The organism is Bacillus cereus group sp. MYBK216-1 (assembly GCF_051916495.1).
GTDB lineage: Bacteria > Bacillota > Bacilli > Bacillales > Bacillaceae_G > Bacillus_A > Bacillus_A thuringiensis_K.
Window position 1 is genome coordinate 12871 of sequence record NZ_JBQAGT010000021.1, and the last position, 24641, is coordinate 37511.

Genomic DNA, 24641 nt, shown 5'->3' on the forward strand with positions numbered 1-24641 from the left:
TAAATATACTGAGGGATATTGAGGAATTCTTGTTTTTTTAGAAGGGAAAATATTATGAATGAAACACTTAAGAGAGAAGATAAAATTTCAGAACAAACATTAAACAAATTCTTGAGTAAAATTATTGATGAGATTGATTTCCAAAGGAAAAATCAAGAGGATATCGCTAAAATAATTGGAATTTCTTCAGGAACGCTTTCGAAGAATTTAACAGGGAAAAATCAATTTGGATTTTGGAATATAATTAAATTATTGAAGCTATTGTATGCGGGTGATATTAATAAACAACGAAAGATGTTACACACCTTCTGTTCTGTCACAACAAGCAAGAAGAACTTAAGAATTGCTATGGAATACGCCAATGCAAAAGGTGATTTATCACTTCTTAAGCTATTAGTAGAACAGGAAAGAAAGTCTTCACTTGCAATGAATAGGGAATGGGCTTATGTATATGAATTGGTATTACTTAGAAGTAATGGGACAATTAAAAAGCAGGAATTATTATCTAAGCTTGAAGATCATAAAGGTAGTAAGATAATTAAGACAAACGAGATGAAGGTCTTATGTGGTATATTAACTTACTACACTATGTATGATTTAGAAAACTATAATTCTCTGTTCAAATATGCTGAAATGTTACTTCCAGATGTAGATGCAATTACTGACAGTTTTATTAGGTCATCTTATCTAGGTAGGATTAAAGAAGGGTTAGCATATGCCTATTTAGTACAAGATAATCTTGAAATGTGTAGGAGTTTGTGTCAGGAGATTTTAGCAATAGATGACTCTAAAGATTGTTTCCATCTTTTAAGGGCATCCGCACTTGCATATATAGCAGAGTCATATACTTTCGATTGCTATGATAGTGCATCTTGGTATATGAAAAAGGCACTGAAGCAGTTGGGAGCATGTAATTTTGAAAGGGAAAAGCATAGAAAGCTATCAATTCTTAACACATATGCTTTCATTAAGTTAGTAAATAAGCAAGAATTAGAGAATATAGTTATTTATCATTCTGCAGAAAAGTCTTTTTTAGAAATCATTAAGGGGAATTACAAAAATGCAGTTAAGATCCTGAGTGATTTAGAAAAGAAAAATGGGATGCTAACTCCGATGCAATATTGTTATTTAGGAATAGCAAAGAATGATATTTCATTAATTGAAAAGTCGATTGTGTTACTAGAGTGTGCTGGTAATAGGTTCTATTGTAGATTCCCTAAAAAAATAGTGGTAGAATTTAATAAAAATGGTATAATGTACGAGGGTGGTGCTATATGAAGAAATTATTATTTGTAGTAACAAGTATTGTTTTAACAGCAGGAATTGTTTACACTGTTGTTGGTAGTAAAGAGCAACCAAACAATTTAGTAAAAAAAGATTCAGAACAATTATTAGCTAGAATGGGTGACCCTGGAAGTGGAATGGGTTAACCTTTAAATAATTAGAATGCGATTGTCTCATAGGAGGCAATCGCATTTGTTGTTTTTAGGGATATTTCCTAAATATCAAATTCGAAATACAAGAAAAGTTTGTGAAACATTCACAAACTGATAGCTAATACGAAATCAAAATTTTAAACTATATTGTTAGTAAAGTTGCAAAAACCTTTGTGTTATCAAATCTACTGATAACACAAAGGTTTCCAAAGATTATTCCGCGAGGGCGGGGCATTGAAAATGTGTAGGCCCTTTTACAGGTTAATACTACACAAGTGCATTTAACTCACGTATCATATAAAATTTACTGAAAAATAATTTTACATTCATTTGGCAAAATGCTTTTTTATGAAATAGGTGTAATCAATAAGAACCTCTAACACTTCTTGCTGTTTTTGTGGAGGCAGATCAGATATTGCTACTTTAATTAATTCTAATTTACTTTCCAGGGGTGCATTTCGCCCAAATAGTTCATCTATGGAGACATTATGTATTTCAGCAAGATTTATGATGGAATCTGCATCAGGATCAGCTTTCCCATATTCCCAATTTGCATAAGTAGTGCGGGCAATGTTTAGGCGATGTGATATATCGGATTGTGTATATCCTTGTTTTTTTCTCAATTCAGCAAGTCGTTTGCTTAGATGGGACATATCATCACCTTTTCCTTTCTGATTTATAAAGTTAGTGTAAAACAGAAAAGGTAAATTGTGTCCTGATGACTAATAATAAGTCATAATTAAATTTTCTTTGTAATAATTAGTTTAAATGTTATGATGATAGAGAAATATTTAGAGTTCTATGAGCAAAAAAAACAGGAAGAAATCGAAACATTAAATCGAGTTTCTTCCTATTATATATACTAACTAAAATAATGAATTTCCTATATCTATTGTGGCCAAGTTTTGACGTCTTGTACGCTCTCTTAAATAACGTTCTGTAGTCATGATAGATTCATGCCCTAAATAGTCCCTTATTTTTTTTAGTTCAATACCCTTTTCCATTAAGTAATTAGCCATGAAATGCCTACAAGTGTGAGGAGTGATTCTATCCTGTCGGTAACGCAGAAAATCTAAATTTATTTCTTCTATTTTTTTGGCCACAAGAGAAGAGAGATAGTCCGCTCGATAATTTGATCCATCAGCTTTAGGGAGAAAAGCAGAAGTACTCGATGTGTCTAGTTCTGTTGTTTGTTTACGTAAACTTCGAACATGGCATAAAGCATCCAATGTATCTTCAAAGATGCGAACTTCCCTACTTTTATTCCCTTTACCAACTACACGAAGTAGATAGGCATTTAAAGATGAATGAAAGACCAAATCTGCCCATTTAGCAGTTGCGATTTCTTCAATTCGTAGTCCTGTTGTAGTTAACAGGAAAAATGCAGTGTAAACAAAATAGTTGGATTTTTTTAGTTCATCTAAGATCTGGTTAACTTCTTCTGGATAAAGGTCACGATTGACCAGCTCTTCTTTTTTTACGGATACTTTTTTAAGGCGACTACTAAAGTTGTCTGAGAGTCCGTTGTTATCGTACACATATTTTAAAAACTGCTGAACTATTGTTTTCTTTTTACGTAATGTAGTGGCAGCATATTTCTTACTTAATTCATAGAAATAGATTTCCATATCATTATGGGATAACTCCTGAATGGTTCCGATTGTTTCTTTTATGTAACGAAGAAAATGAGAAAGATCGTGAAGATACTGTTGTTTTGTTCGCTCACTTCTTTTTTTCGTTAAAGAAGGCTCATCGTGTAAAAATAAATAAACTAATGATTCTTCACTTAATTGGGAGTAGTCAATATTACGGATACCCAAACCCATAATTTTTTCAAAATGACTGCTATCAAAAAAATCTGATTTTGATTTTACAATTTGGTTATTATGTTCGTAATTTATAATATTCAAATTTAAACACAACCTTTTATAGAATGAAATATTAAACAAATGTTTTTATATAATTTTTTACGATTCTAATTATACCACAATAAACAGATTATTTACCGTGGTATAAACTTAAATGATTAAAATAATATTTTTACCTTAAAATTTAACGTTTCTGTTTAGACGATATATAATGGAAATGTTAAACTCGTTTTTTTGTACATTTCAATCCAAATGCGGTAGGAGGAGATTTTTTTGACTCATCTTCGTCGAAAAATTTTACAAGAAATCCATAATTTAGAAGATACACATTGTTCAATTTGCCCTCTGAACAATCTATCAGTGAATTGTACAGATGAGCAAGAACAGGCAAAACAAAGAAACTACAAACATTGTAAAGGGTGTCCCATTTTCGATTCCATCCGAGAGAAAGGAGATCAATTGAATTCTTTGTCGAAAAAGAGTACATTTAATAAGGTACGAGAACGTTATATGGAAAATCCATTTAAATATCTGCAGTATAAGGAGTACTCAATCAAAGATGTAGTAAAAGAAACAGGTTTAACAAAGTATCAACTAAGAAAATTTAAAGAACAGCTAGAATGAAAGTTTCGGATGAGGTGAGATATGAGCTATTTATCTTTAGAAGAGGTATGCGATCGGGTAGGTTTAACAAAAAATCAATTAGGTTATTTAATTAAGTATAAACACATCGAACCTATCAATCTAGATACCTGGAAAGCAGATGGGGGATATTGCTTTGAAAAAGAGGATGTAAAAAAGCTAGAGGAATTATACAAAGATTGTTTAACATTAAAAGAAGCTGCTGAATTTCTAAACAAATCTAAGACATACGTTCATAATGCAGCAAAAGATGGGATATTGCCCTTTAAAGAGATTGCTAAAGGGAAATCTACTGAACGATTATACTTAAAATCCGATTTGGAAATTTTCAAAGAAAGAATTGAAAATAGATCAAAAGAGGAGTCGAAAGAAAAAAAGCAGCATTTAAGTCTATACCTTGATGAAAAGGTATTGGAAGCAATAAAGAAAAAGGCTGAAATGAAAGGGTATAATGGCTACAAGAAGTTTGCTGAAGACATTTTAACCGCAGAAGTAAAAGAAGACATAGAAGAATAGAAATTCCAGAGAAAATAGACCCCAAAAAATAAAAAACGTTATAAGGGGTCTATTTTTATTTTTAAGCAACCTTTTAACTTTCGAGTGTAATTGCATTATCTAATGATCGAAAAACGATTACAGACGATTTTGAGGGGTCGTTTTTCGGGTGCATTCCTCAAAAAATCACTGTAATTACAAAAAAAGGGTTAATATATATAAATTAGAAAATAGAGGAAATGGCAATGAATAATTACAAGGGCGTTTTATTTAAAATTTATATTCTCAAAAAATAGCATATGAAACTAAGGTCAATTATGAAAAATCCAAGAAATATAGTATACATATTTAGATTATGGTAAACTAAAATCTTATAAAACTTCTCAACTAAAAGATTATATACAGACTAAAATTGGACAGATTTTCTATTTTAGAGTGTTGAAGTATGGTAAAATAGAAGTATAACTGTATATCGTGTGAAGGTGGGCTTGTTATTATCCCTTCTTTCCATTTGGAAGGAAAGGGGGTGATATAACATGGAATTTTTGTTTGAACTTTTAAAAGAAATTGCAAGAGCAATTGTGCGTGAGGTTTCAGCATACGCACTGAAAAAGCAATTCGAAAAAAAAGACAACAAAAAACCCGCGCTTCACCGACCAAAGTACAAGCGTGGGTCTAAAAGAAAAAGATAATGCATAATAACAGCCACCTTGACAGTAGCAGTTATGAGACGGGATGTTGACAGCATCTCGTCTTTTTTAGTTTATGCAATTCAGTTAAGTACTATACTTTATATATACTGAATATGCATTCAATATATATCTAATCTACAGTAAACATACCATATTTTTATTTTTTGGTCAACGTTTGGGAATATGAGGACTAATGTTGGTTTGGAATAAAGTTTGATCATTTTCTACCGATGATCTTAAACAATTGCGCCCGTTTGCTGTATTTTAAATTGTTACCCCTTTGCCCTTTTTGGCCAAATAAAATTGCTTATGGCAATCACAAAATCAATACCTAACACAAGTGTCCATAATTTTAGAAACCCAACCAACACTTCTGTCCGGGAAAAATCGTTAATTAAATAGATTAGGACGAGTAAACTGCCAGCACCTATTAGAAAGGCAAGCACATGTTGGCCCCAACTTTTAAAGTAGTGTTTCGCATAATCGATGCCAAATCTTTTAACTGGTTTCGATCCTTGTTTCATCACATAATATTGAAAGCGTATATCAGCCCATTCAATCATACTTCTACCGTATGCGATAGAGATTCCAATATACACAGCAGCAATTGCATGCACTTTGGTAGCAGTCGCACCACGATACAAGTCTACCCCCGTAGCAACCAATAAAATTAAATCAATGACAGGTGTCAAGGCTAGGAAAAACATTCCTAATTTATTTCTTTTAAGGATATATCGTGTGAATAGACCTAAAGTGATAACAACCCAAAACCCTATTTCACATGCAACGATTAACCACGCAATTACATTCACCCCAGCACCCCTTTGTACGACGTACGCAATTACTTGTTTCCTCTTAATAGTTCAACAAAATGGCCCGTTCGTATAACCTTATATTACTTTTACCATAGGAACCCCCTTCAGATAAAGCATATCCAAAGGTGCAAAAAGGTGCAACTTTTTTATAAACGGTTCATCTTTTTTCAAACCCACTTGATAGATAGTCTTTTATATATTTTACTGCAATCAATTTATCGATATCTTTGTGCAAATTGCTCGCTATAAGAATCAACTAATCTTGTTTTAGGAACGGATATTTTCAAATGATAACCATTAATGAAATAATGATATGTTATAATTTTCATAATATATATGCAAAGAAGGGATGGAATGAGCACACAAATTAAGGTAACACCGGAACAATTAGAACAAGCTGCTAAAACCGTAAGAAATACGAGATCATCATTAGAATATATACATAGTGATTTATACTCTCAAACTGAATATATAGCTTCTCAGTGGAGCGGAGCAAGCAGTGATCGTTTCTATCAGATGTTTAATGAAGCAAAGCCAATGATGTTTAACATTTTGCAAGAATTAGATAAAATTGCAGTAGAATTAGAACGTGCAGCTGTTAAATTCCGAGAAGCAGATGAATTGTATGGCGGAAATTTAGTTGATTCTGATATTCAAGAAGGTGCCATGTGTGGAAAACTCCCTCCAAAATCAGAAGATTCATTTTTCAATAAAAAGGATTTAAATGCTGCATGGACTGGTATTTCTACTGGTTTTGTAGATGGTGCAGTGGATGCTTGGGAGGGACTAATATCCTTAGGTGATAAGGAAACCTGGCTGAATATGCGAGATGCGATTGTAAACTATGAGGAAACTATTCCTGCTGCATTGAATGCTCTTTCAGATTCATTTGTAAACAATCTTTGGCATGGAGATATGGAAAGTAGAGAGCATTATGTAGCTTATGGTATAGCAACGTTAGGACTTGGGTTTCTGGGTGATAAGGGTCTTAGTAAAGCAGGACAAGTTGGAAAGGTAGCTGCTATTACAGGTTTTACTAAAGGAAAATCACTTGTAATTAATTCTCCGGCATACAGAAATGCATTACATATATTAAACAACTATGAATTCAAAGCTGGAAATCATCTTTCATATGCGGGAGTCGGAAGTATTCAAAAGTATTTGCGGAAAGCAGCTCCATATACTTATGAAGGTCCAAATGGCCCAAAAACAATAAGGTTAAGAATGGGTGAGTTAGCGGGGGACAAACATCCTGTTACAGGCATTCGATATGATTTAGATGGTTTTCCTATTTTTAAAGCTGTTTCTGAAGTTAAATTAAAAGAAGCTGATTTTAAAAAATCTAGACCAACACATGATAGAATATGTAGTAAAGCATTATACGAACAAATAATGAAGGACCCTAAGTTAGCTGCAAAATTCACAGAAGAAGAAATAGAGTTATTTAAGCTAGGCGAGGTACCAGAAAATTATACATGGCATCATCATCAAGAAGCAGGACGAATGCAACTTGTTGACTATGAAACACATAGGAAAACCGGTCACACTGGTGGATATAAAATTTGGGGAAAAGACAGCGATAAGTAAGGAGGAGTATATATGAGCAACGTTACTTGGATTGGAGTAAATAAAAAAGAAATTACAGATGAAAACATTCAGAAAGTAGAACAATATTTCAATATTAAGCTCCCTATGGATTTTGTAGAATGTGTAAAAAAATATGATAGTGGTTATCCAAGACCAAAAATATTTGATGTACCCGGACAGGATGAGAATGTATTTAGTAAGCTTTTAACTTTTGATTTAGAAAGTAGAAATTCAATTATTCAAGTTTATGATGATATAAAAGATAGATTAGCAAATAAAGTATATCCCTTTGGTAAGGATTCATTTGGGAATCATCTGTGTTTTGATTACCGTAGCAATCCTGAATCACCAACAGTAGTATTTTGGGAGCATGAGGAGGAAAACATAGAGGAAGCAATATATCCTGTTTGCTCAACATTTACAGAATTGCTTGCTAGTCTACGTGATTTCGAAGGTGAAGAAGATTGAGAGTACTAAAAAAACGGCCTAGAATTCTAGACCGTTTTTTTATGATTTACTAATTTTCCAACCTTCGTCAGTTTTCTCTAATTCAATTACGATTACTTTTTTATAATCGTTTTTAGAATCTTTTTTATACACAGCATCAACAGTTACTGTAGCAATTTCGTTTTTCTCTTCAACTTTTCTAATCTTATAGCTTTTAAGATCTTCATTAATTGATTTCATTAATTCTGCATTTCCGCCAATAAAACCAACTATTTTTTTTGCTTCTGGAGTAAATAACTCTCCAAAGTCTTTTGCATTTCCATCTTTTGCATCTTCAAAATAAGCTGTAGCAACTTCTTCAGGATCACGATTATCTCCACATGCTGCAAGTGCTGAAATTGATAATGTCATTACCGCCATTAACATGATCATACGCATAAATTTGTTTTTCATTCAAACCACTCCTTATATATAACATAATTTCAACTTTTAGAAAGAGCTAAATCACTTGTATAAGTATATAATAATTAAAACATTAAAACTATATATATTTAGATATAGTTTTAATGATATTGTTGTTATTAAAAAGAAGGGCAGCAGGGGGAATCTACTAATTACTATAATATTGATTTCCATTATATACATTAGTATAATAATAATGTCAGCGTTATAGGGGTATAACAGACGACGTTCATTTTTAAAATCATAAAATCGGATTCACTTATATGAAAGATAAAAGCCCTTCTTTAATTAGGAGGGCTTTTATCTTTGCTTGAAGAGTACAGCATATTCATGAGCGGAAATGTAGTAATAGTTATGTATTATGTACCTGCAGGTGTGGTTCCAGAAGGCACGATATGTATTTATCTTTATTGCTTATTCATAATATAATGGTATTATTACCTTTAAAAATTGACTATCTAAGGAGAAAATCACAATGAAACTCAACAAGAAAACTATCGCTTTTACCCTAGCCTTATCAATAGGAGTAGGAGCTTGCGGAATCCCGAAAGAAAAGGAAGTTGATCCGAAAGTATCAATGAATTCTAAAATGGATTACTAAATAGTAAATAGTATAAAAAGAGAGCCATGCTCTCTTTTTTATTTCTCAGAAAAACCTAATTAAATGTGAAGTTCAACTAAAATTTAATTCTACATAAGTAACAAAAGACAATCATGAAGGATCTACTTTCTTGTCTAAAAAGTATCAATTTTCATGTTCTTGTACAGTTATTTCTTTTATTGTTAAAAATATAGTTATCTAAATAGAATTCCTATTTGTATTTCATAAAAAAATATCACCACTTCCTTATTACAGTATATAAGGTTATTATAATAACTGGAGTATTAATATTTACTAAGTTAATTATTGTAGGGAGAGAATTTAATAGTATGGACATTTTAATAACAATTTTAGTATTTGCTTCAATCGGTTTATTAGTATACTCACTAATACAGAAAATAAGAAAAAAACCAGCTATCATATGGCTTAAAATTGCTGCTATACCATTCGGTCTTGCTTTAATTGTATCTGGATTTTCTGTTGGAGTAAGAGGTGGATTTGCCGCAATAACGTTTATTATTGGAGCATGCGCTACAGTAAAACTAATTATACAATTTGTAAAAAAACAGTCGGGAAAATTAAAAACTTTCATTGTGGTTCTTATTGCATTTACCACGTATACCATACTAGACAATGTAATTCCATATAGTACAAGTGTTGAAAGTAGCGATGGAAATGTTACAAGTCAAAAGAAACCTGCTGTAGATGTGGGGAAAGTAGATACAAAAGAAGAATCTAGAGAACCTACTCACAAACAGTATAGTACGGAAGAAATTAAATCAATGTTTACTATCGGGATGAGTATAAAGGAATTTGAAGAAAAAAAAGAAGACAGTAAGATAAAAGTTCGAAACTATAACAATTACAATCCAGCCGGATTATACTCATTTGATACTAAAGATGGGCAAATTGTAGTAGTGGTATTAAATGCAAAAGAAGTTACTAAAATAGAAACATTAACTGACGAAGCTTCTTTAGGAAATTTCATTAAAGAAGAAGAAAATAGAATGAACGAAGAAAAAAGAATTGCTAAAGAAGAAGCTGATAAAAAACTAAAAGAAGCATACGAAAATAATAAACAAAAATTAGAAGGATCTGGGGATTCTGTCACAAATAAAGTCAATCTAAAGTCAGGTTTGGCATTTTTTGATTTTAATAATACAGGTTCAAGAAACTTTATTGTACATTTAAAAAATGCTAGTGGCAATGACGCTGGATTGTTAGTAAATACAATTGGTAGCTATAAAGGAAAAGTATCAACTACAATTCCGGCTAGTGGAGAATATTATTTAGAAGTGAAATCGAGTGGCGATTGGAATGTAGCAATAACGCAAGAAACACCACTTGTATCAGAATCGGTTCCAGGGACAATTAACGGGCATGGTGATGATGTAGTATTCATTAATATCCCAAGCGGAAATCATATTGTTAAGTTAAAGCATACAGGTTCAAGAAACTTTATTATTAAAGTGAATGATCAGAATTTATTAGTGAATAAAATTGGTTCTTATGAAGGTTCTTCTTCTCACGTTTTCAAAGATTCAGGGATGTATAGTTTTGGAGTAAAAGCAGATGGAGATTGGAGCATTACAATAGAATAGTACTATAAGGGTGGCCACAAATATAGTTATAGCTTTAAAATGAAGTTTAAATTAAAAACCTTCGTTAAATTTAATGAAATATTGATTTAAGACGTTTTTTGGGAGTCTTAGATTAAACCCTTGTATAAAAAATAATTTTATATGACTAACACGAGAATCTATTTTGATTAATCTTGATATGCTCCCTATTAGGTAGACAGATAAAAAATAAAAATCTGTTATCTAAGGGGAGTATTTTTTATGGCTAGAATGAAATATTCTAAAGCTGAAAAATTGGCGATTTTAGCTCTTTATAAAGATGGTCATCATTCAATAGCTGACATTACGGCAAAGTTTTCTGTTGATCCTGGGACGATTAGAGATTGGAAAAAGAGGTATGAAGTGAATGGTGAAGAAGCACTACAAGATAAACGCGGTCGAAAGAAAGAAGAATATGAATTAACAGCTGAAGAAAAGTTTAAACTGGAAATGAAACGTTTAGAACGAGAAAATGAACGATTACGTGCAGAAAATGCTTTTTAAAAAAAGTTAGAAGAACTCGAAAGGAGGCGTCGTTAACAAGCGTTCGTCTACAAAATAAATATAGAGCGATTCAAGATTTACATGCGAATGAAAATTTGGCAGTAATCCTTTTATGTGAAATTGCCGGTGTATCTCGTGCTGCTTATTATAAATGGCTACAGCGTACGCCAACAGCTAGAGAATTAGAGAATGAAGCAATTCTTCTGGATATTCAAGCTATTTATGCACGAGTAGAAGGCATTTATGGGTACCGAAGAATGAAATTAAATATTAATAGAATGTATCATAAAAAGTTTAATCACAAACGCATTTATCGCTTAATGCACATTGCTGGATTACAGTCCGTGATTCGTCGGAAAAGAAAGCGCTATGTTCCCTCAACTGCGCAATATGTCGCTGAAAACCGACTAAATCGTGAATTTACTGCAAGCAAACCCAATGAAAAATGGGTAACAGATGTCACGGAGTTCAAATTAGGAAACGGAAGGAAAACGTATTTAAGCGCCATTTTAGATCTTTATGATGGGTCTATTATTAGTTATGTATTGGGACATTCAAACAATAATAAATTGGTATTTCAAACATTGGATCAAGCTATCACTATATTAAAAGAGAATGAACATCCATTGATTCATAGTGATCGAGGGTATCAATATACGTCACATGGGTTTAAGAGAAAGATAGAAAAGGCAAAAATGATTCATAGCATGTCACGTGTAGGAAAATGTATAGATAATGGACCAATGGAATCGTTTTGGGGGACGTTGAAGTGTGAAAAGTATTACCTACATAAGTATGAGACATTTGAAGCGTTACAACAAGCGATAGATAATTATATCCAGTTTTACAATAATGAACGTTACCAAGAAAAATTAAACGGCTTAAGCCCATTAGAATACAGGGTTCAAGCCGCTTAAAGTGTTTTTTATTATTTCCACTGTCTACTTGACAGGGAGCTGTTCATCTTTTTTCAAAATGGATTCTTTTTCTTTATCGTAAAACATGTTTTTATGCAGAAGGAAATGAAACTGGATACTAATTAATAACGTAAAATATCTAATTACCAATAAAGAAGATTCGTTTAATACTTGTTTTCTTGTCCAAAAACAATAATAAAAACAGAAGTATCCACTTTCTTGTCTAAAAAGTATCCATTTTCATGTCCTTGTACAAACAACAATAGGAGGGGGGGAACGTCTTCATCATCCAAGTGTTCGTTAAATTCACATTTAACGAACACTTAAATAAATAAAAAGATGTTATAATATTAATATAGAATAAATAAGAAATCTGGAGGTTTTTATGCTTAAGCCTAATCAAGAGATACATAAAGTTATGATTTCTACCCCAGCAAGATTTGTAGGAAGCTACATGTCTGAGGATACTGCTATAGATTTATCTTTTTCAAGCAAAAATTTATTATTTGATACCGTAGAGAATCCTAATTCTAGAACTTTTCTTGTAGTAACTTTCCGTTATGCTCATGATGGTTCTATGATTAGAAAAGACCTATCTGTATATGGTGATTTCTTTTGTACAATTTTATCATTATTATATGGAAAAGAATTTAAAAATCATGGAATGTTAGAATCTTATGGTATTCATAGAACACCAAATATTGCATTAGCACCAAACGAATACTTTTATCAACCTCAATACAACTATCAACCAAGAAAAGATTTATTAATTCCATTAGATTTAAGTTGTTTTAAATTAATTGAGCCAATGCTTTTAGAAAATGAATTATCAGATGGTTTTCGTCAAATGATTATGGCTGCCGGCAAGTTCTATAATAGGGCTTTAAGCATTTATCCAACAGAGCCGGAACTTGCCTTTTTAGACTTAATTACATGTGGAGAAATTATTTCTAATTTTAATGAAGAACAATACACTGAAGATCAACTTTACGATGCTAATTTACTTGCAAATTTCGAAAGGATTCTTACCTTAGAAAAAGGAGATCGAATAGTACGAGATTTAAAGAATAGACTTTTTCAAGTGAAAAGAAAATTCTACTATTCATTAATAGAACTATTAAATGATAATTTTTATGAAAATACCGAAGTAATTCAAGATAAAGGAAAAATAACTAAAGATACAGTAGAACAAAATATAAAGTTTTCATATGACTTAAGAAGTTTATATGTACATACCGGACTTGAATTTGGAGAACGTATAAAACCTATTAAAAGTTTACAAAATGAAGTTGTTATAGGTGAGATTAACCACCCTACTAAAAATGCTGAGAAAGCTTTAAATAACACTCTTACTTTTACAGGTTTAGAAAGAATAATTCGATATGCCCTTCTAAAGCTAATTCATGATAATGGCGTTAAGATTGATGATAAGTTAGATTAAGTTTTCATTAATCTATTAATTGAATTTAAACTATTCGTTAAAAATGTATTTAACGAACAGTTTGATGGATTTCATAGAATTGAGTATAGTAGAGGTATCAATCATATATTGATACCTCTCTTCTTTTTCAAAAACTAGTATGGTATCCATATATAATCAAGCTATATATTAAAATCGTATTCTAGCTCAAAAATTCGAATGGTTAGTTTAAATATCGGTTTAAGTATTGGTTTAAAAATTAATTTACATTATTTGATTTGAGGTGTACAACATGAGTAACCAAGAAAAAGAAAAGTTTAAAATACTAATAGATAAACATAAAAGTAAAATGCCCTGGTATATCATAGAGTATGCAGAAATGAAAACAGCCCTCTCCCCTGCTACATTGTATGCTTACATTACTGAATTTGAAAAGTTTCTAAAATGGCTTATAAGTAATCGATTAGCCGTTGAAAACGGTAAGGTGGTCACTAATATATGTGATGTACCAATTACAGCACTAGAAAATTTACCATTAAATGAAGCTAGAACTTTTCAAAGATATCTCCAGGGAGAAAGTATTGAGACAAGAGCCATAAACAGAACTTTCTCTGCTTTAAAATCACTATTTAAGTATTTAGCTCGGAATACAGAAAATGAAAAAGGAGAAAATTACATCTCACGTAATGTTATGGAGAAAATTGAACTGCATAAGGAGAAAGTAGATGCAGCAGCAAGAGCAGATGACGTTGCAAACATGATATTTAATGAAAAAGATGATGTAGCTTTTCTTCAATTTCTAGCAAATGATTATGGTGAAATGTTGAAAGATATATCACCAAAAAAGTATAGTTTTTTCCAACGTGATAGAGAAAGAGACATAGCTATTATAAGCCTTATTTTAGGTACTGGACTTCGAGTTTCTGAGGTAGCTAGTCTTACTATCTCTAGTATAAATTTCCGTCAGGGAACCGTTAAAGTGACTCGTAAAGGTAATAAAAGATCTTCCATATTAGCCACCCGCTCATGCTTAGATGATGTTCAAGAATACATTAAGGTTCGTCCTAGTAAATATAACTGCCCTCAAGATGAAGACTTACTCTTCGTAACAAATTATAAAGGGAAATATACACAGTTAACTGTTAGAGCTATACAGAAGTTATGTGACAAATATTCAAGTGCATTTGATGAGAAACGTAGCCCTCATAAACTACGACACACATATGCAACAAACCATTATAAAGAAAACAAGGATCTTGTATTGCTTCGAGATCAACTTGGTCACACTTCTGTAGAAGTTACTAGTATCTATACAAATATTAATAATGAGAAGAAACGTGAGGCTGTTGATCGCTTGGAAAGAAGACAATTTGAATAAAAAATACTAATAATTGCACAAAATCAACACTTTGTGCAATTATTTTTTGAAATATATTTATAAAGCTATATATATAAAAATTTCAAGAATCATTAGGTTTTACTCCTATCACTTCTTATTCCATTTGAATCAACTTGGAACATACTTAATAAATTACTATTTAAATCCCTCATCTATTTCAACAGATATAATACCATAAATTAGTATGGCAACCTTGAAATTAGGTATATAAATCCAAAAATAAAAAACATTGGGGACGAATTTATCGTTTTCCGACAGAAGACTCCTTCCTCAAAAGTGTGAAGGTGTGAACACACCAATTTTAGGTGGGAGATGAATGCCAGTTGGCATAAGCCAACATGTTTGCTACCATATACTTGTACAGATTGCTCTTTGAAAACTGAAGATATGAGGTTGGTTGCAGAAAAACGTTGCAACCGTAAAATCTTCAACGTTCTTTCGACCCACGTTTGCTGAAGTTGCGAAAACCAAGCTAAAGTAGGAAGCGTGGTGAGTCAACGTACAAGATACTTATCTTTTCAACGTAGGGACTACGAGCAGAGCTTGCTAAGAGAACCGGTGGATACATCGGTGTTCGCAGGAATCTCCCACTTCAAAAAGTCCCTAAGGATGTTAAGTGGTGAGTAATTCAATTCTAAACGAGCATTATGTAACTCTTAGCCTTACTTATCTTAAATTTCCTCATTAACCATGTCTGGTCCCTTAAAGAAAACATTAAATATATCCTCTATTATTAACGAATACTTTATCCTATCGGCTTATTCCTTTTTCTTTAGAATTAGATGCTAATAATAACCTATACTTTCTTTATTTTATCGAGTACAGATAGTTGTATGTCAAAAAACAAAGCCTGAATTAAAATTTCATTCTTTTGACATACAACTAAATATAGGTATTTATTCTTAATTCGACTTCCCTAATTATATTATGAGGTGTACCCGCTACTGTAAACCCTATATTATCCCAATTTATTTGTATTAGTTATTACTTTCTGGTTGGATCAGTCCATTCTATTTGTTTTTGATTTCCTGGAGCGATTTTATTATAAATTCTATTAAAATAGAAAAAATATCCATTTCTAACAATGTTATTTTCTATAAATTTCCTTGTGTCTTTCCAACTTTTTGTAAGGATTAATTTTCCATTAGGTGTAATAATGAAAATTTCATTATCCTGTTCAGGGAATCTCTCATTATCTTGTTCAGTAGCATGATTAACTACGGTTCCACCCTCATAACCTGAATCTCTAGCAGCTTTATTTAAAGCATCAATGAGATCTACTTGCCAATTAGGCATTTGCCCCATCCCGTCGAAAGACTCCCTTTTTAATCCATACTTAATTAATAAATTAGTGATATTTTTTAGCTTATCTAGTGGTTTCTTATCAATTACAGCTTGTTCCCATTCTTGAGTAGGTATATACTTTTTAATTTCTGTTAATGTAGGTGATAATGCAAAAAGATCGTAATCTGCTGTTAAAGGCTTATTAATTCCATTAACTATCTTAGCCATCACCTCTAAATCTTTCCACCCAAACTTTTCTCCTAAAATTGTATGTTTTCCGTTTTTGGTTTTATATTGTACTTCATGACTTAATCTATCTATCCTAAAATCATATATCCAATTTTCTGTCTTTATGATATTGTAATCTTTTCCATTATCAGAAATTTTTTCTCTAATGCTTATTAAGCCTGCTTTTTCCAAGTCAGCAATGCGATTATCATCTAATTTTAACTTCACCTTACTTATTTCATTCTTATGTTCTTGTAAAGATTCTCTATTGTCAGCATTACCTTTTTCAACAGCAACTTTATTTTCATGTTTTTTAGACAAATTTTGGTCAAACGGAATATAACCTGCAGCGGGTCCCCAATCCGAACTTTTTCCATGAACATTCATTCCTTTTGTGGCTGCTCCCTCTTTAATTAAACTGGTCGCTAATTTGTTAACTGGTCTTACAAAAATAAAAACATTTCGTTCTTTAGCTACATTTTTAAACTTTTCCACATGTTCTGGAACTAAACCTGATCCTTCTACTGCTATATTTCCTTCTTCAATATTTATCCCGTCTAAATCTATATTAAGCGATGTACTTGTAGTATATTCTAGTGCATTAGCTGTTTGGATTGGTGAAAATCCTATTACTGCTGCTAGAGCAACGGTAGGAATGGTTGCTTTCCCTATAAATCGTTTCATATTATCCTCTTCCTTTCTTTCATATCATTGTATTTATATACTTTTAGTTACTTCTATTAATTACTTAAACTTTTGATTACTATAGATAAAGTAATTATTCTATATACAACCTATTTTAAACCCACTCTAAACAGAGGATATATATCTATTTTGTCCATTAATTTTATTTAAAAAGGCAAATTTATATATACATTTAACACATCCAATTGTCATGATAAATGTCCAGTGAAAAGTTTATAAATTTTATTATTAAAAACCCAAAAAGTGAGCACGGTTATAACATAATATAGTGCTTAGCTGAGTTTAATAAAATAAAAATATGAGATGCCCTAACATCTCGTTTCATAACTGCCACTCTATAATTTATGTTATTTTAACCGAAAAAAGTTTTGAAAATTAATTTTTATGAAATACTTTTCACAATTAATCTCTGAAAGAATACAACACAAACATTGGCTATATTGGTAATTTTATAACAAAGAATGTGCCATTTCCCGGTGTTACTAACGTTTGTAAATACCTGCCCAGTCTATTGTTAGTAATCAAGTTTTTATCAGTTGTTAAATTCATATTTTAAATATATAATTAAAATTTATAAAAACAGTGCCCTATTCAAGTTGTTTATTGAAATTAAAACTAACTATTTATTATTTGAGGTGTGTAGAATGGGAAAGCCAAGGGATCAGGCAATCGAAAATATTTTACTGGCTGCAAAAAAAAAATTTGGAGAACACGGCTATGAAGGTACAAGCATACAAAAAATTGCAAAAGAAGCAAAAGTTAATGTTGCCATGGCTTCTTACTATTTTAATGGAAAAGAAAATCTTTATTATGAGGTATTTAAGAAATATGGTCTTGCTAATGAGTTACCCAACTTTCTTGAGGAAAATCAATCTAATCCCATAAAAGCTCTTAGACAATATTTAACTGTGTTTATTACACATATAAAACAAAATCCTGAAATTGGGATATTAGTGTACGAGGAGATGATTAAGGAAAGTGATCGATTAGAAAATATTAAACCATATATTATAGGTAATTTTGAACAGTTAAAAGCTATATTAATAGAAGGCAAGAAAAAGGGGATTTTTCATTTCATTTCCATAAATCATACTATACATTGGATTACTTCCATTGTTTTATTTCCAAAGTTCAAAAAATTCATTGACCCTATAGACAAAAATGAAACAATTGATATAAATAATGAATGGATAACAGAGGAATTAGTGAGCAGTATTATTTCTTCATTAAAAAAATAATTCTAAAATGTGTATTTTTTATGGTTCATTCATAAATGGATAATCAATTGATTTAATCAAAATTTATTTTAATGCTACAAAAAAAGCCAAATTTTGTGTGTGATAGAATACCTATTAGGAAAACAAAAAGAATTCTTTCATAATGGTATGATTCTTCATAGATATACAGAAAAAAATCCGTTTATCTATGAAGTAAATCCGAATAGTGGTACATGAAAAACACCTCCATTAAACTCGTATACTAAGTATGCAATTTTAATGGGTGTTTTTCGTTTGAAGACAAAATTCCACTAGTCAGAAGAAATAAAATGAAAAGTAATTGAGATGATAAAATGGTTATTCAAATCGTACCATTATGGAGTCACACAGAATTAAAGATATTTTCCAAATTAATACATGGATGAAACGGTATTGTACAGGTCAACCCTATTGTTTTTTACAACCTGTAGGAAAATAATATTCTTATAGAAAAGGGCCAAAAGAGCTAAGTAAATTGTGGCAGCTTTGATTAGAAAATAAATATTTAAAAACAAAATTAACCGTACAAGAACTATTTAAAGTATCAGAATTAAATCATTTCACATTTTATCATTAAATACAGATAATAGAATACCCTAAATACGAGATAGAAGAGAAAATAAAGAAGATCTGCCTGAGGCATAAATTTACGATATAGGTACAAAGAGTAACCTCTCCTCTTCAAAAATGTACTGTTTGTGAATCATAAAAAAGGATTACAGAGCATGAAACCATATTATATACTCTCGAAAGTATGTCGTAAGAAAAAGAAATATATTAATGGTGCTGAACCAGTCGTAGCCCTTTATCAATTAGAACGTCAATTTCAATCTTCAACCCAAAATAAAAAGGCGTTAACGGGTATTACTTATTTATTCTTTGAAGAACGTACATTGTATTTATCTTCACTCAAACCAAGGAAGTATTTATACTGTGAAGAAATTTTAAGCATATGCTAAAGAAACAAGCATTAATACCAGCATATCCTGCTTTTGGGTTTCATTTCAATATTTTGGGCGTTTTTATGTTTAGGATTAAATATTCTAAACATGAAAATTTGTCTATATGGGATCTCGATTGCATACTATACAATGGAAAGATAATAAATCTCATTTTCCGTTTCTCATAATCTAATCTTAACCCTTGGACCTTTGGATTTCATTCGTTATCTACCTAGACCTGGCCCTTTTGCTTTCCCACGTTTTTCTTTTAATCCTTTGATACCTTTATCAACTTCAAAGTAATTCGCCCAGCCCCTTACAACTGCTGTGATGCATGCCCAATTAATCTACAGCTTTTTCTTATGTTCTACATCGTAAGTGACTATAATTTTCCCCATAGTCCCCTCTCCATAGAAACCATTTTTCCTGTCTACTATAAATTGATCATACTTATAGTAAACAGGAAAAATAAATTGACTATGATTATAATTGGTTATCGTACTAGTAAATCCATCATATTTGAATACAGTTTAAGATACTAACATTCTTCCAAGCAAACGAATTTTTTATGCATTCGATTTTGAACATTTATGAGTTTTGTAACTCCCTCGGTGGATTTATAATAATTATGCAAAATTACATAATTATTATAATGGTATTAATGTATAATAATAAACAGATGTTAAATGCTTTTTAAGTTACTATTTTAATTCAAACACCCATCTAAAGTATCTTAAAAAGATAAAAATACATTCTTTTAGAACTATTACACCATTTTACTCCTATACGTTAAAATAAAATATATTGTAATAATATAGAATCTATTCCATAGGAATTAATAACGAAATAATTTTTTCAACATTTGAATTATTAATACTGTAGTAAATTTCTAGGCCTTTTCGATCTCCTTTTAAAATTTTCCCTTTCATTTTACATAAATGCTGAGACACAGTCGATTGTGGAAGATTTAAGATTTTATTTATTTGTGTTCCATTTAACATTTTATATTTATAGAGTGCGTAAAGTATCTTTAAACGCCTAGGATGTCCCATTATTTTTAAAATCTCAGCATTTTCTTCAAGAACTTTTTCATGATTTATAACTATTGTCATTGTAATTCCTCTTTCTTTACTCTTTGTCATTATATTGCTTATATTTTTACGTACATGTTCAAATTTATAATTAGAATTTTATGTTTATTATTTCTATAGTCCATTTAGTTAGTTCGATACCTAGATGACCCCTTTTAAAAGTAAATAAAGTTAATGAAACTTTATTTACTCCTAAAATCTTCAATATTTTTTATAAACTATATAAATATCTTTTTATGAAACCGGATTGATACGGAATATTCAAATGATTATATATATTTTCAAAGATCTCCTTTTATCATTCATTAGCTTTATAGTAATGATTCCAACTTTCTGATACACAATCATTTAAAACGACACCTAAAAATTTCCCATTTGCTTTTTTTAATAATCCTGCACCTTTTACTACATCTTCTCTTTTGGTCACCCCACTACGGATAACGAAAAGAGAAGCGTCACATTGATTTGCCATAATTCGTGCATCTGTGACCGCTAATATTGGTGGTAAATCGAGAATTACTAAATCATAGATACTATACGTTCTATCGAGTAATTTGCACATTGCCTTCGAACCTAATAGATCGACCGGATTTGGTGGAATCGGACCACATGATAAACAATGTAAATTCTCAACTACTGTTTTTTGGATACATTTTTCCAACTGTTCATTTTGAATTAGCACATTTGTTAACCCAAAAATATTATCTATTTGAAACATTATATGTACAGTTGGCTTTCTCATATCAGCATCAATTAATAATACCTTTTTTCCTTGTTGTGAAAAAACAACTGCCAGGTTTGCTGCCGTCGTCGTTTTTCCCTCACTTGGATTTGCGGACGTTATCAACAATGACTGAATATTTTTCTCGACTGCTATAAATTCAATATTTGTACGAATGTTACGATATTGTTCAAAAATCGGTGATTTCGGTTTTTGGTGAGCAATTAATTGATAACGATTGCGATTGTGTTTTTTATTTCCGAATAATTTTTTAAAAATCAATTCATCTTCTCCTTTCTCTTATTGATAAGAAATGTTCCAAGCCTGTCTTTGTATCTTCATCGATATGGAAACTAACACTGATATTAGTAACATTTATAAAAATTAATATCCCTTTCATTTAAAATCATAATTACTAAGTGTATTTATTAAAATATCCCAAACAGATCTTGTATTTTCTTATGAGAAACTAACAAACTTATTTTATACTGAAAAAAATTTTACAAAAAGCATAAAAATCTCCTAACAAAACGGATGTTTTTATGCTTGACTTTTTTAGTATGATTTCAATTTCCCTCTCTGAATAAATTGAAACACATAAAAATTCCATAAAAATAAAAGCATAAAATAACCCTTTGTAAAGGGGATAAAATATAAGGTTAAATTATTTTTTAGAGAAAAAGCAACTTAATGTTAAATGTCAAAATTAAATATAATACGTATTAAGACGTCATTAGATTTAATAACTCCAAACTATTTTATGGTCCTAAAGCGTAAGTAGCCTTAGTTAAGTATTGGAAACTTGCAAAGTCATAGTACTTTAGGATAATGACCTGAGGTGGAGATTTAACCAACATTCAATTTTTTATATCCAGATCTTTCTTAATCACTAAAGTACTATCACAAATGCTCCTATTACAACACATTTTTTTATCATTGTATCCCTGCCCCATCATTTTATTTACAAAATTGATACTTTTTAATTAAATTCTGACATTCTAAATAAAATAATATCACTTGTCCACTATAACCATAGTGAAAACAAAAAATTAAATTCATATTTAAAATCCTTGTTTATATTCGCATTTCATGGTTTAATGTTATTTGTCAATAATTATGAATTTTATTGTCCCCAATAAGTATGGCAACTTAGTATAGATAACTAAATAAAATCTCAATAATTACTAACAGATAGAATTAATAATTTATGAAACTCACGATATTATGATGAATCACATTACTATTTGTGAATTTATGGAGGTACAAAATGGAAAGAGATATAACACGTCAAATTGATATACTCAAAATATTGTGTGAAGAGAACAGATGGTTTACTATATTAGAACTAGAGCATAAGCTAGGCTATTCAAGTAAAACTATTCGAAAAGATATATCTATTATTAATGATTCACTTTTGCCAAAATCTACAATACGTTCAATTAAGGGACAAGGTATCCGTCTCTTTTTAGCACCTGATGAATCCATTACTAAAATTATTTCTAATTTTTTCAAACGCTCTCTCACATTTCTTACATTTCAACAATTATTAGAACACGATTCCAATACCATTGCATCTCTTGCTGCCAAACTATATATACCACTTTCTTCAATGAATAAAGTATTAAACAAAGTGGCAGCACGCGTAGAAAAATTTGGCTTATTCCTTGCGAAAAGACCCTTAAGAATTGTAGGAGAAGAAGTACACATATTATTCATGTTTTCTGACCTGTATCTAGAAGCATTTGTAGGGGAAGAGTGGCCATTTACGGAATATAACAAAGATGTATTTGATAGTTACATTTCCTATATTGAAAAAAAGCTAGATATTACACTTTTCATTAGTGATAGACGTAAATTAATCTTTTTCATAGCAATTTTTTTGAAACGTAGAAAACAAGGGTATAAATTAAATTTAAATAAAAAGATTATTGAATGTAATGTTGCGTCATTGTATTATATAAAAGCATTTGAAACAAGTGGAAAAGCACCAAATAAAGATGGGATACTTCAAACAATTGAAGAGAAAGTCCTCTTCATAATTGCACTCAAAATGGCTAGATATAAAATTAACAACGAAGAAAAATCTAAGCAGGAAGAACTTATGCATTATAGGGAAGGAAAAATACGTTCTTATTTACCCATCGCTCATCTTATTCAACTATTAGAGCAAGCAGTCGGTATAAAATTAAAAAGAGATGATGAATTTATTTATGGAATGATAAATTATTGTAGGAGATTCTTTTATAAATTGATACTTAAATCTAACCTAAAACAACCTAAGAAGTGTACAACAACTTACATAAAAGAAAAATACAATACAACATTCTGTTTGGTAGAGAGAGCATTTAATCAGTGGGGAGAAACACTTGGCCTCAACTATATACCTGAAGAAGAAGTCGCAAAAGTGACTATGCGTATAATTGCTAAACAGGTAGAAACACATCTCGAGCAGAAACGAGCATTATTGATTACAGACCAAGGATCGAGTTGGAAATTATATATGAAAAGTGCATTAATGAGACAATTCGGTAATAAATTAAAGATTGAAGATGAAGTATATGGAGCAGATTTGAAAGGAATCATACAATATATGGATATCGATTTCATTGTTACTACAGTACCTCTTTCAATTGAAAAAATACCCCTTATTTGCGTATCAACAATACTTCAAGAGCGGGATTTCAGGGCAATTGAAGCATTTTTAGACTAATTATCGTTCTCTTTCATGAATTTCCCGAATGATATTAGCAAGTTACATTAACAAAGTGAGCAAGCAATACATAGGGATTTTAAATGAGAATAGTTCAAGACATATATGTTTTGATAAGTGATGGATACTTATGACATGCCATAAATTTAAAAAGGCTAAACTTTTATTTCAGCACTATTCAATACAAAACTAATTTACGTAAATATATCCTAAGAACAAATCATTAAGTATAACAAAAACATTGAATGATCTTGTAACCCCTCTATTTCCAAAGCATCTAACTACTCCTAAGTACTAAGAAATATACATTATTTTTCTTTCTTATTATAAGATGAAACAATTTTTTGAGGATAACGTGTCTCTTAAGATAAAATCAAAATTCATTTAGCTTCTTAACCAAAAAATCAATTTTCTTAATAAAATCTAATCATTTATATAGAGGTATATTAAAAACCCAATGGTTTATTTTTAAAAGGGGGTTCCTTCAAGTGATAAAATAGATACTTGTGGAAACACCCCTTCTTTACATAATTAATTATTAATTTTGAATTTTTATTTGATTTCTAAAAAATAATATAAGACTTATCATCATAAAAACTATTCCTACATATGGTTCCATAGTTTTTTTCTGTCCTGCCTTTGGTAGTTCTTTTTTCAATTTTTCTGGTTCTACTAGTTCTGGTGTTTCTGGTTCTACTAGTTCTGGTGTTTCTGGTTCTGATGGTTCTGGTGTTTCTGGTTCTACTAGTTCTGGTGTTTCCAGTTCTACTAGTTCTGGTGTTTCTGGTTCTGATGGTTCTG

At 30.7% G+C, this 24641-nt stretch carries 23 protein-coding genes and 1 pseudogene; 16 read left to right on the forward strand and 8 right to left on the reverse strand.

Annotated features, from left to right (window positions below; all coding sequences use genetic code 11):
* Positions 1–54 precede the first annotated feature (54 nt).
* Complete coding sequence (locus ACTFRH_RS29410) at positions 55–1278, forward strand: AimR family lysis-lysogeny pheromone receptor (RefSeq protein WP_440048889.1); 1224 nt, start codon at positions 55–57, stop codon at positions 1276–1278.
* Positions 1275–1430: a hypothetical protein gene (locus ACTFRH_RS29415; protein ID WP_440048890.1), complete on the forward strand. Its 156-nt coding sequence runs from the start codon at positions 1275–1277 to the stop codon at positions 1428–1430. The genes ACTFRH_RS29410 and ACTFRH_RS29415 overlap by 4 nt, the downstream gene beginning before the upstream one ends.
* 332 nt (positions 1431–1762) lie before the next feature.
* Here the strand turns inward: ACTFRH_RS29415 and ACTFRH_RS29420 are convergent, their stop codons facing one another.
* Together ACTFRH_RS29420 and ACTFRH_RS29425 are read right to left on the reverse strand one after the other, a co-directional pair.
* Positions 1763–2089, reverse strand: a complete 327-nt coding sequence (locus ACTFRH_RS29420) for a helix-turn-helix domain-containing protein (protein WP_088610390.1) — start codon at positions 2087–2089, stop codon at positions 1763–1765.
* A gap of 213 nt (positions 2090–2302) precedes the next feature.
* Entirely contained in the window at positions 2303–3346 is a 1044-nt protein-coding gene (locus ACTFRH_RS29425) for a tyrosine-type recombinase/integrase (protein ID WP_440048891.1), read from the reverse strand.
* 231 nt (positions 3347–3577) lie between these two features.
* Here ACTFRH_RS29425 and ACTFRH_RS29430 point away from each other — a divergent pair, with 231 nt between their 5' ends.
* The 3 genes from ACTFRH_RS29430 to ACTFRH_RS29440 all read left to right on the forward strand — a co-directional run bounded on the left by ACTFRH_RS29430 (position 3578) and on the right by ACTFRH_RS29440 (position 5133).
* Positions 3578–3928: a zinc-finger domain-containing protein gene (locus ACTFRH_RS29430; protein WP_000149389.1), complete on the forward strand. Its 351-nt coding sequence runs from the start codon at positions 3578–3580 to the stop codon at positions 3926–3928.
* A 21-nt stretch (positions 3929–3949) separates the two neighbouring features.
* Positions 3950–4462 carry a helix-turn-helix domain-containing protein gene (locus ACTFRH_RS29435; RefSeq protein ID WP_440048892.1) on the forward strand — a complete coding sequence of 171 codons (513 nt, stop codon included), beginning with the start codon at positions 3950–3952 and terminating at the stop codon, positions 4460–4462.
* A gap of 515 nt (positions 4463–4977) precedes the next feature.
* Positions 4978–5133, forward strand: coding sequence for a hypothetical protein (locus ACTFRH_RS29440; protein WP_175423383.1), 156 nt, complete (start codon positions 4978–4980; stop codon positions 5131–5133).
* Positions 5134–5405: 272 nt separating this feature from the next.
* Here the strand turns inward: ACTFRH_RS29440 and ACTFRH_RS29445 are convergent, their stop codons facing one another.
* Entirely contained in the window at positions 5406–5945 is a 540-nt protein-coding gene (locus ACTFRH_RS29445) for a hypothetical protein (protein ID WP_440048893.1), read from the reverse strand.
* A 357-nt stretch (positions 5946–6302) separates the two neighbouring features.
* Between ACTFRH_RS29445 and ACTFRH_RS29450 the strand changes: the two genes are divergently transcribed.
* Both ACTFRH_RS29450 and ACTFRH_RS29455 read left to right on the forward strand, forming a co-directional pair.
* The gene (locus ACTFRH_RS29450; RefSeq protein ID WP_416808895.1) at positions 6303–7535 is read left to right on the forward strand and encodes a WXG100 family type VII secretion target; all 1233 of its coding nucleotides are present in this window, start codon (positions 6303–6305) and stop codon (positions 7533–7535) included.
* Between the two features lie 12 nt (positions 7536–7547).
* Positions 7548–8003, forward strand: a complete 456-nt coding sequence (locus ACTFRH_RS29455; RefSeq protein ID WP_229172846.1) for an SMI1/KNR4 family protein — start codon at positions 7548–7550, stop codon at positions 8001–8003.
* A 39-nt stretch (positions 8004–8042) separates the two neighbouring features.
* On the opposite strand, the gene ACTFRH_RS29460 is transcribed toward ACTFRH_RS29455, so the two are convergent.
* A complete protein-coding gene (locus ACTFRH_RS29460; protein WP_416808894.1) occupies positions 8043–8435 on the reverse strand; it encodes a lumazine-binding protein in 393 nt (130 codons plus the stop codon).
* Positions 8436–8919: 484 nt separating this feature from the next.
* Here ACTFRH_RS29460 and ACTFRH_RS29465 point away from each other — a divergent pair, with 484 nt between their 5' ends.
* From ACTFRH_RS29465 to xerS, 6 genes are all read left to right on the forward strand, one after another.
* Complete coding sequence (locus ACTFRH_RS29465; protein WP_440048894.1) at positions 8920–9045, forward strand: hypothetical protein; 126 nt, start codon at positions 8920–8922, stop codon at positions 9043–9045.
* Between the two features lie 329 nt (positions 9046–9374).
* Entirely contained in the window at positions 9375–10646 is a 1272-nt protein-coding gene (locus ACTFRH_RS29470) for a tripartite tricarboxylate transporter TctB family protein (protein WP_440048895.1), read from the forward strand.
* Between the two features lie 240 nt (positions 10647–10886).
* On the forward strand, positions 10887–11168 hold the full coding sequence (locus tag ACTFRH_RS29475) for a helix-turn-helix domain-containing protein (RefSeq protein WP_440048896.1): 282 nt from the start codon (positions 10887–10889) through the stop codon (positions 11166–11168).
* The gene (locus ACTFRH_RS29480) at positions 11144–12085 is read left to right on the forward strand and encodes an IS3 family transposase (RefSeq protein WP_440048899.1); all 942 of its coding nucleotides are present in this window, start codon (positions 11144–11146) and stop codon (positions 12083–12085) included. The genes ACTFRH_RS29475 and ACTFRH_RS29480 overlap by 25 nt, the downstream gene beginning before the upstream one ends.
* 385 nt (positions 12086–12470) lie before the next feature.
* Entirely contained in the window at positions 12471–13526 is a 1056-nt protein-coding gene (locus tag ACTFRH_RS29485) for a hypothetical protein (protein ID WP_440048897.1), read from the forward strand.
* Between the two features lie 271 nt (positions 13527–13797).
* Positions 13798–14883, forward strand: coding sequence for a tyrosine recombinase XerS (xerS, locus tag ACTFRH_RS29490; RefSeq protein ID WP_216475823.1), 1086 nt, complete (start codon positions 13798–13800; stop codon positions 14881–14883).
* Positions 14884–15888: 1005 nt separating this feature from the next.
* Here the strand turns inward: xerS and ACTFRH_RS29495 are convergent.
* Positions 15889–17100 (reverse strand): CyaA/EF/ExoY family adenylyl cyclase toxin, encoded by a 1212-nt coding sequence (locus tag ACTFRH_RS29495; RefSeq protein WP_216475822.1) that lies wholly within the window; start codon positions 17098–17100, stop codon positions 15889–15891.
* 665 nt (positions 17101–17765) lie between these two features.
* On the opposite strand from ACTFRH_RS29495, the gene ACTFRH_RS29500 reads away from it, so the two are divergent.
* Both ACTFRH_RS29500 and ACTFRH_RS29505 read left to right on the forward strand, forming a co-directional pair.
* The gene (locus tag ACTFRH_RS29500; protein WP_216475821.1) at positions 17766–18359 is read left to right on the forward strand and encodes a TetR/AcrR family transcriptional regulator; all 594 of its coding nucleotides are present in this window, start codon (positions 17766–17768) and stop codon (positions 18357–18359) included.
* A 324-nt stretch (positions 18360–18683) separates the two neighbouring features.
* Positions 18684–19288 (forward strand): annotated as a pseudogene (locus tag ACTFRH_RS29505) (IS3-like element ISBt2 family transposase); the annotation flags it as partial.
* Between the two features lie 851 nt (positions 19289–20139).
* Here the strand turns inward: ACTFRH_RS29505 and ACTFRH_RS29510 are convergent.
* Positions 20140–20430 carry an ArsR/SmtB family transcription factor gene (locus ACTFRH_RS29510; protein WP_216475817.1) on the reverse strand — a complete coding sequence of 97 codons (291 nt, stop codon included), beginning with the start codon at positions 20428–20430 and terminating at the stop codon, positions 20140–20142.
* A gap of 277 nt (positions 20431–20707) precedes the next feature.
* On the reverse strand, positions 20708–21412 hold the full coding sequence (locus tag ACTFRH_RS29515; protein ID WP_253297828.1) for a CpsD/CapB family tyrosine-protein kinase: 705 nt from the start codon (positions 21410–21412) through the stop codon (positions 20708–20710).
* Positions 21413–22397: 985 nt separating this feature from the next.
* Between ACTFRH_RS29515 and ACTFRH_RS29520 the strand changes: the two genes are divergently transcribed.
* Positions 22398–23840 (forward strand): BglG family transcription antiterminator, encoded by a 1443-nt coding sequence (locus tag ACTFRH_RS29520; RefSeq protein ID WP_216475816.1) that lies wholly within the window; start codon positions 22398–22400, stop codon positions 23838–23840.
* Positions 23841–24378: 538 nt separating this feature from the next.
* Here ACTFRH_RS29520 and ACTFRH_RS29525 read toward each other — a convergent pair.
* On the reverse strand, positions 24379–24641 hold a 263-nt coding region (locus tag ACTFRH_RS29525), incomplete at its 5' end, for a hypothetical protein (RefSeq protein ID WP_440049339.1).

Excerpts from the sequence above, each read along its gene's own strand:
- ACTFRH_RS29410 (WP_440048889.1), top strand. The coding sequence starts at position 55 with ATGAATGAAACACTTAAGAGAGAAGATAAAATTTCAGAACAAACATTA.
- ACTFRH_RS29415 (WP_440048890.1), top strand. The coding sequence starts at position 1,275 with ATGAAGAAATTATTATTTGTAGTAACAAGTATTGTTTTAACAGCAGGA.
- ACTFRH_RS29420 (WP_088610390.1), bottom strand. The coding sequence starts at position 2,089 with ATGTCCCATCTAAGCAAACGACTTGCTGAATTGAGAAAAAAACAAGGA.
- ACTFRH_RS29435 (WP_440048892.1), top strand. The coding sequence starts at position 3,950 with ATGAGCTATTTATCTTTAGAAGAGGTATGCGATCGGGTAGGTTTAACA.
- ACTFRH_RS29440 (WP_175423383.1), top strand. The coding sequence starts at position 4,978 with ATGGAATTTTTGTTTGAACTTTTAAAAGAAATTGCAAGAGCAATTGTG.
- ACTFRH_RS29450 (WP_416808895.1), top strand. The coding sequence starts at position 6,303 with ATGAGCACACAAATTAAGGTAACACCGGAACAATTAGAACAAGCTGCT.
- ACTFRH_RS29455 (WP_229172846.1), top strand. The coding sequence starts at position 7,548 with ATGAGCAACGTTACTTGGATTGGAGTAAATAAAAAAGAAATTACAGAT.
- ACTFRH_RS29460 (WP_416808894.1), bottom strand. The coding sequence starts at position 8,435 with ATGAAAAACAAATTTATGCGTATGATCATGTTAATGGCGGTAATGACA.
- ACTFRH_RS29465 (WP_440048894.1), top strand. The coding sequence starts at position 8,920 with ATGAAACTCAACAAGAAAACTATCGCTTTTACCCTAGCCTTATCAATA.
- ACTFRH_RS29470 (WP_440048895.1), top strand. The coding sequence starts at position 9,375 with ATGGACATTTTAATAACAATTTTAGTATTTGCTTCAATCGGTTTATTA.
- ACTFRH_RS29475 (WP_440048896.1), top strand. The coding sequence starts at position 10,887 with ATGGCTAGAATGAAATATTCTAAAGCTGAAAAATTGGCGATTTTAGCT.
- ACTFRH_RS29485 (WP_440048897.1), top strand. The coding sequence starts at position 12,471 with ATGCTTAAGCCTAATCAAGAGATACATAAAGTTATGATTTCTACCCCA.
- xerS (WP_216475823.1), top strand. The coding sequence starts at position 13,798 with ATGAGTAACCAAGAAAAAGAAAAGTTTAAAATACTAATAGATAAACAT.
- ACTFRH_RS29495 (WP_216475822.1), bottom strand. The coding sequence starts at position 17,100 with ATGAAACGATTTATAGGGAAAGCAACCATTCCTACCGTTGCTCTAGCA.
- ACTFRH_RS29500 (WP_216475821.1), top strand. The coding sequence starts at position 17,766 with ATGGGAAAGCCAAGGGATCAGGCAATCGAAAATATTTTACTGGCTGCA.
- ACTFRH_RS29510 (WP_216475817.1), bottom strand. The coding sequence starts at position 20,430 with ATGACAATAGTTATAAATCATGAAAAAGTTCTTGAAGAAAATGCTGAG.
- ACTFRH_RS29520 (WP_216475816.1), top strand. The coding sequence starts at position 22,398 with ATGGAAAGAGATATAACACGTCAAATTGATATACTCAAAATATTGTGT.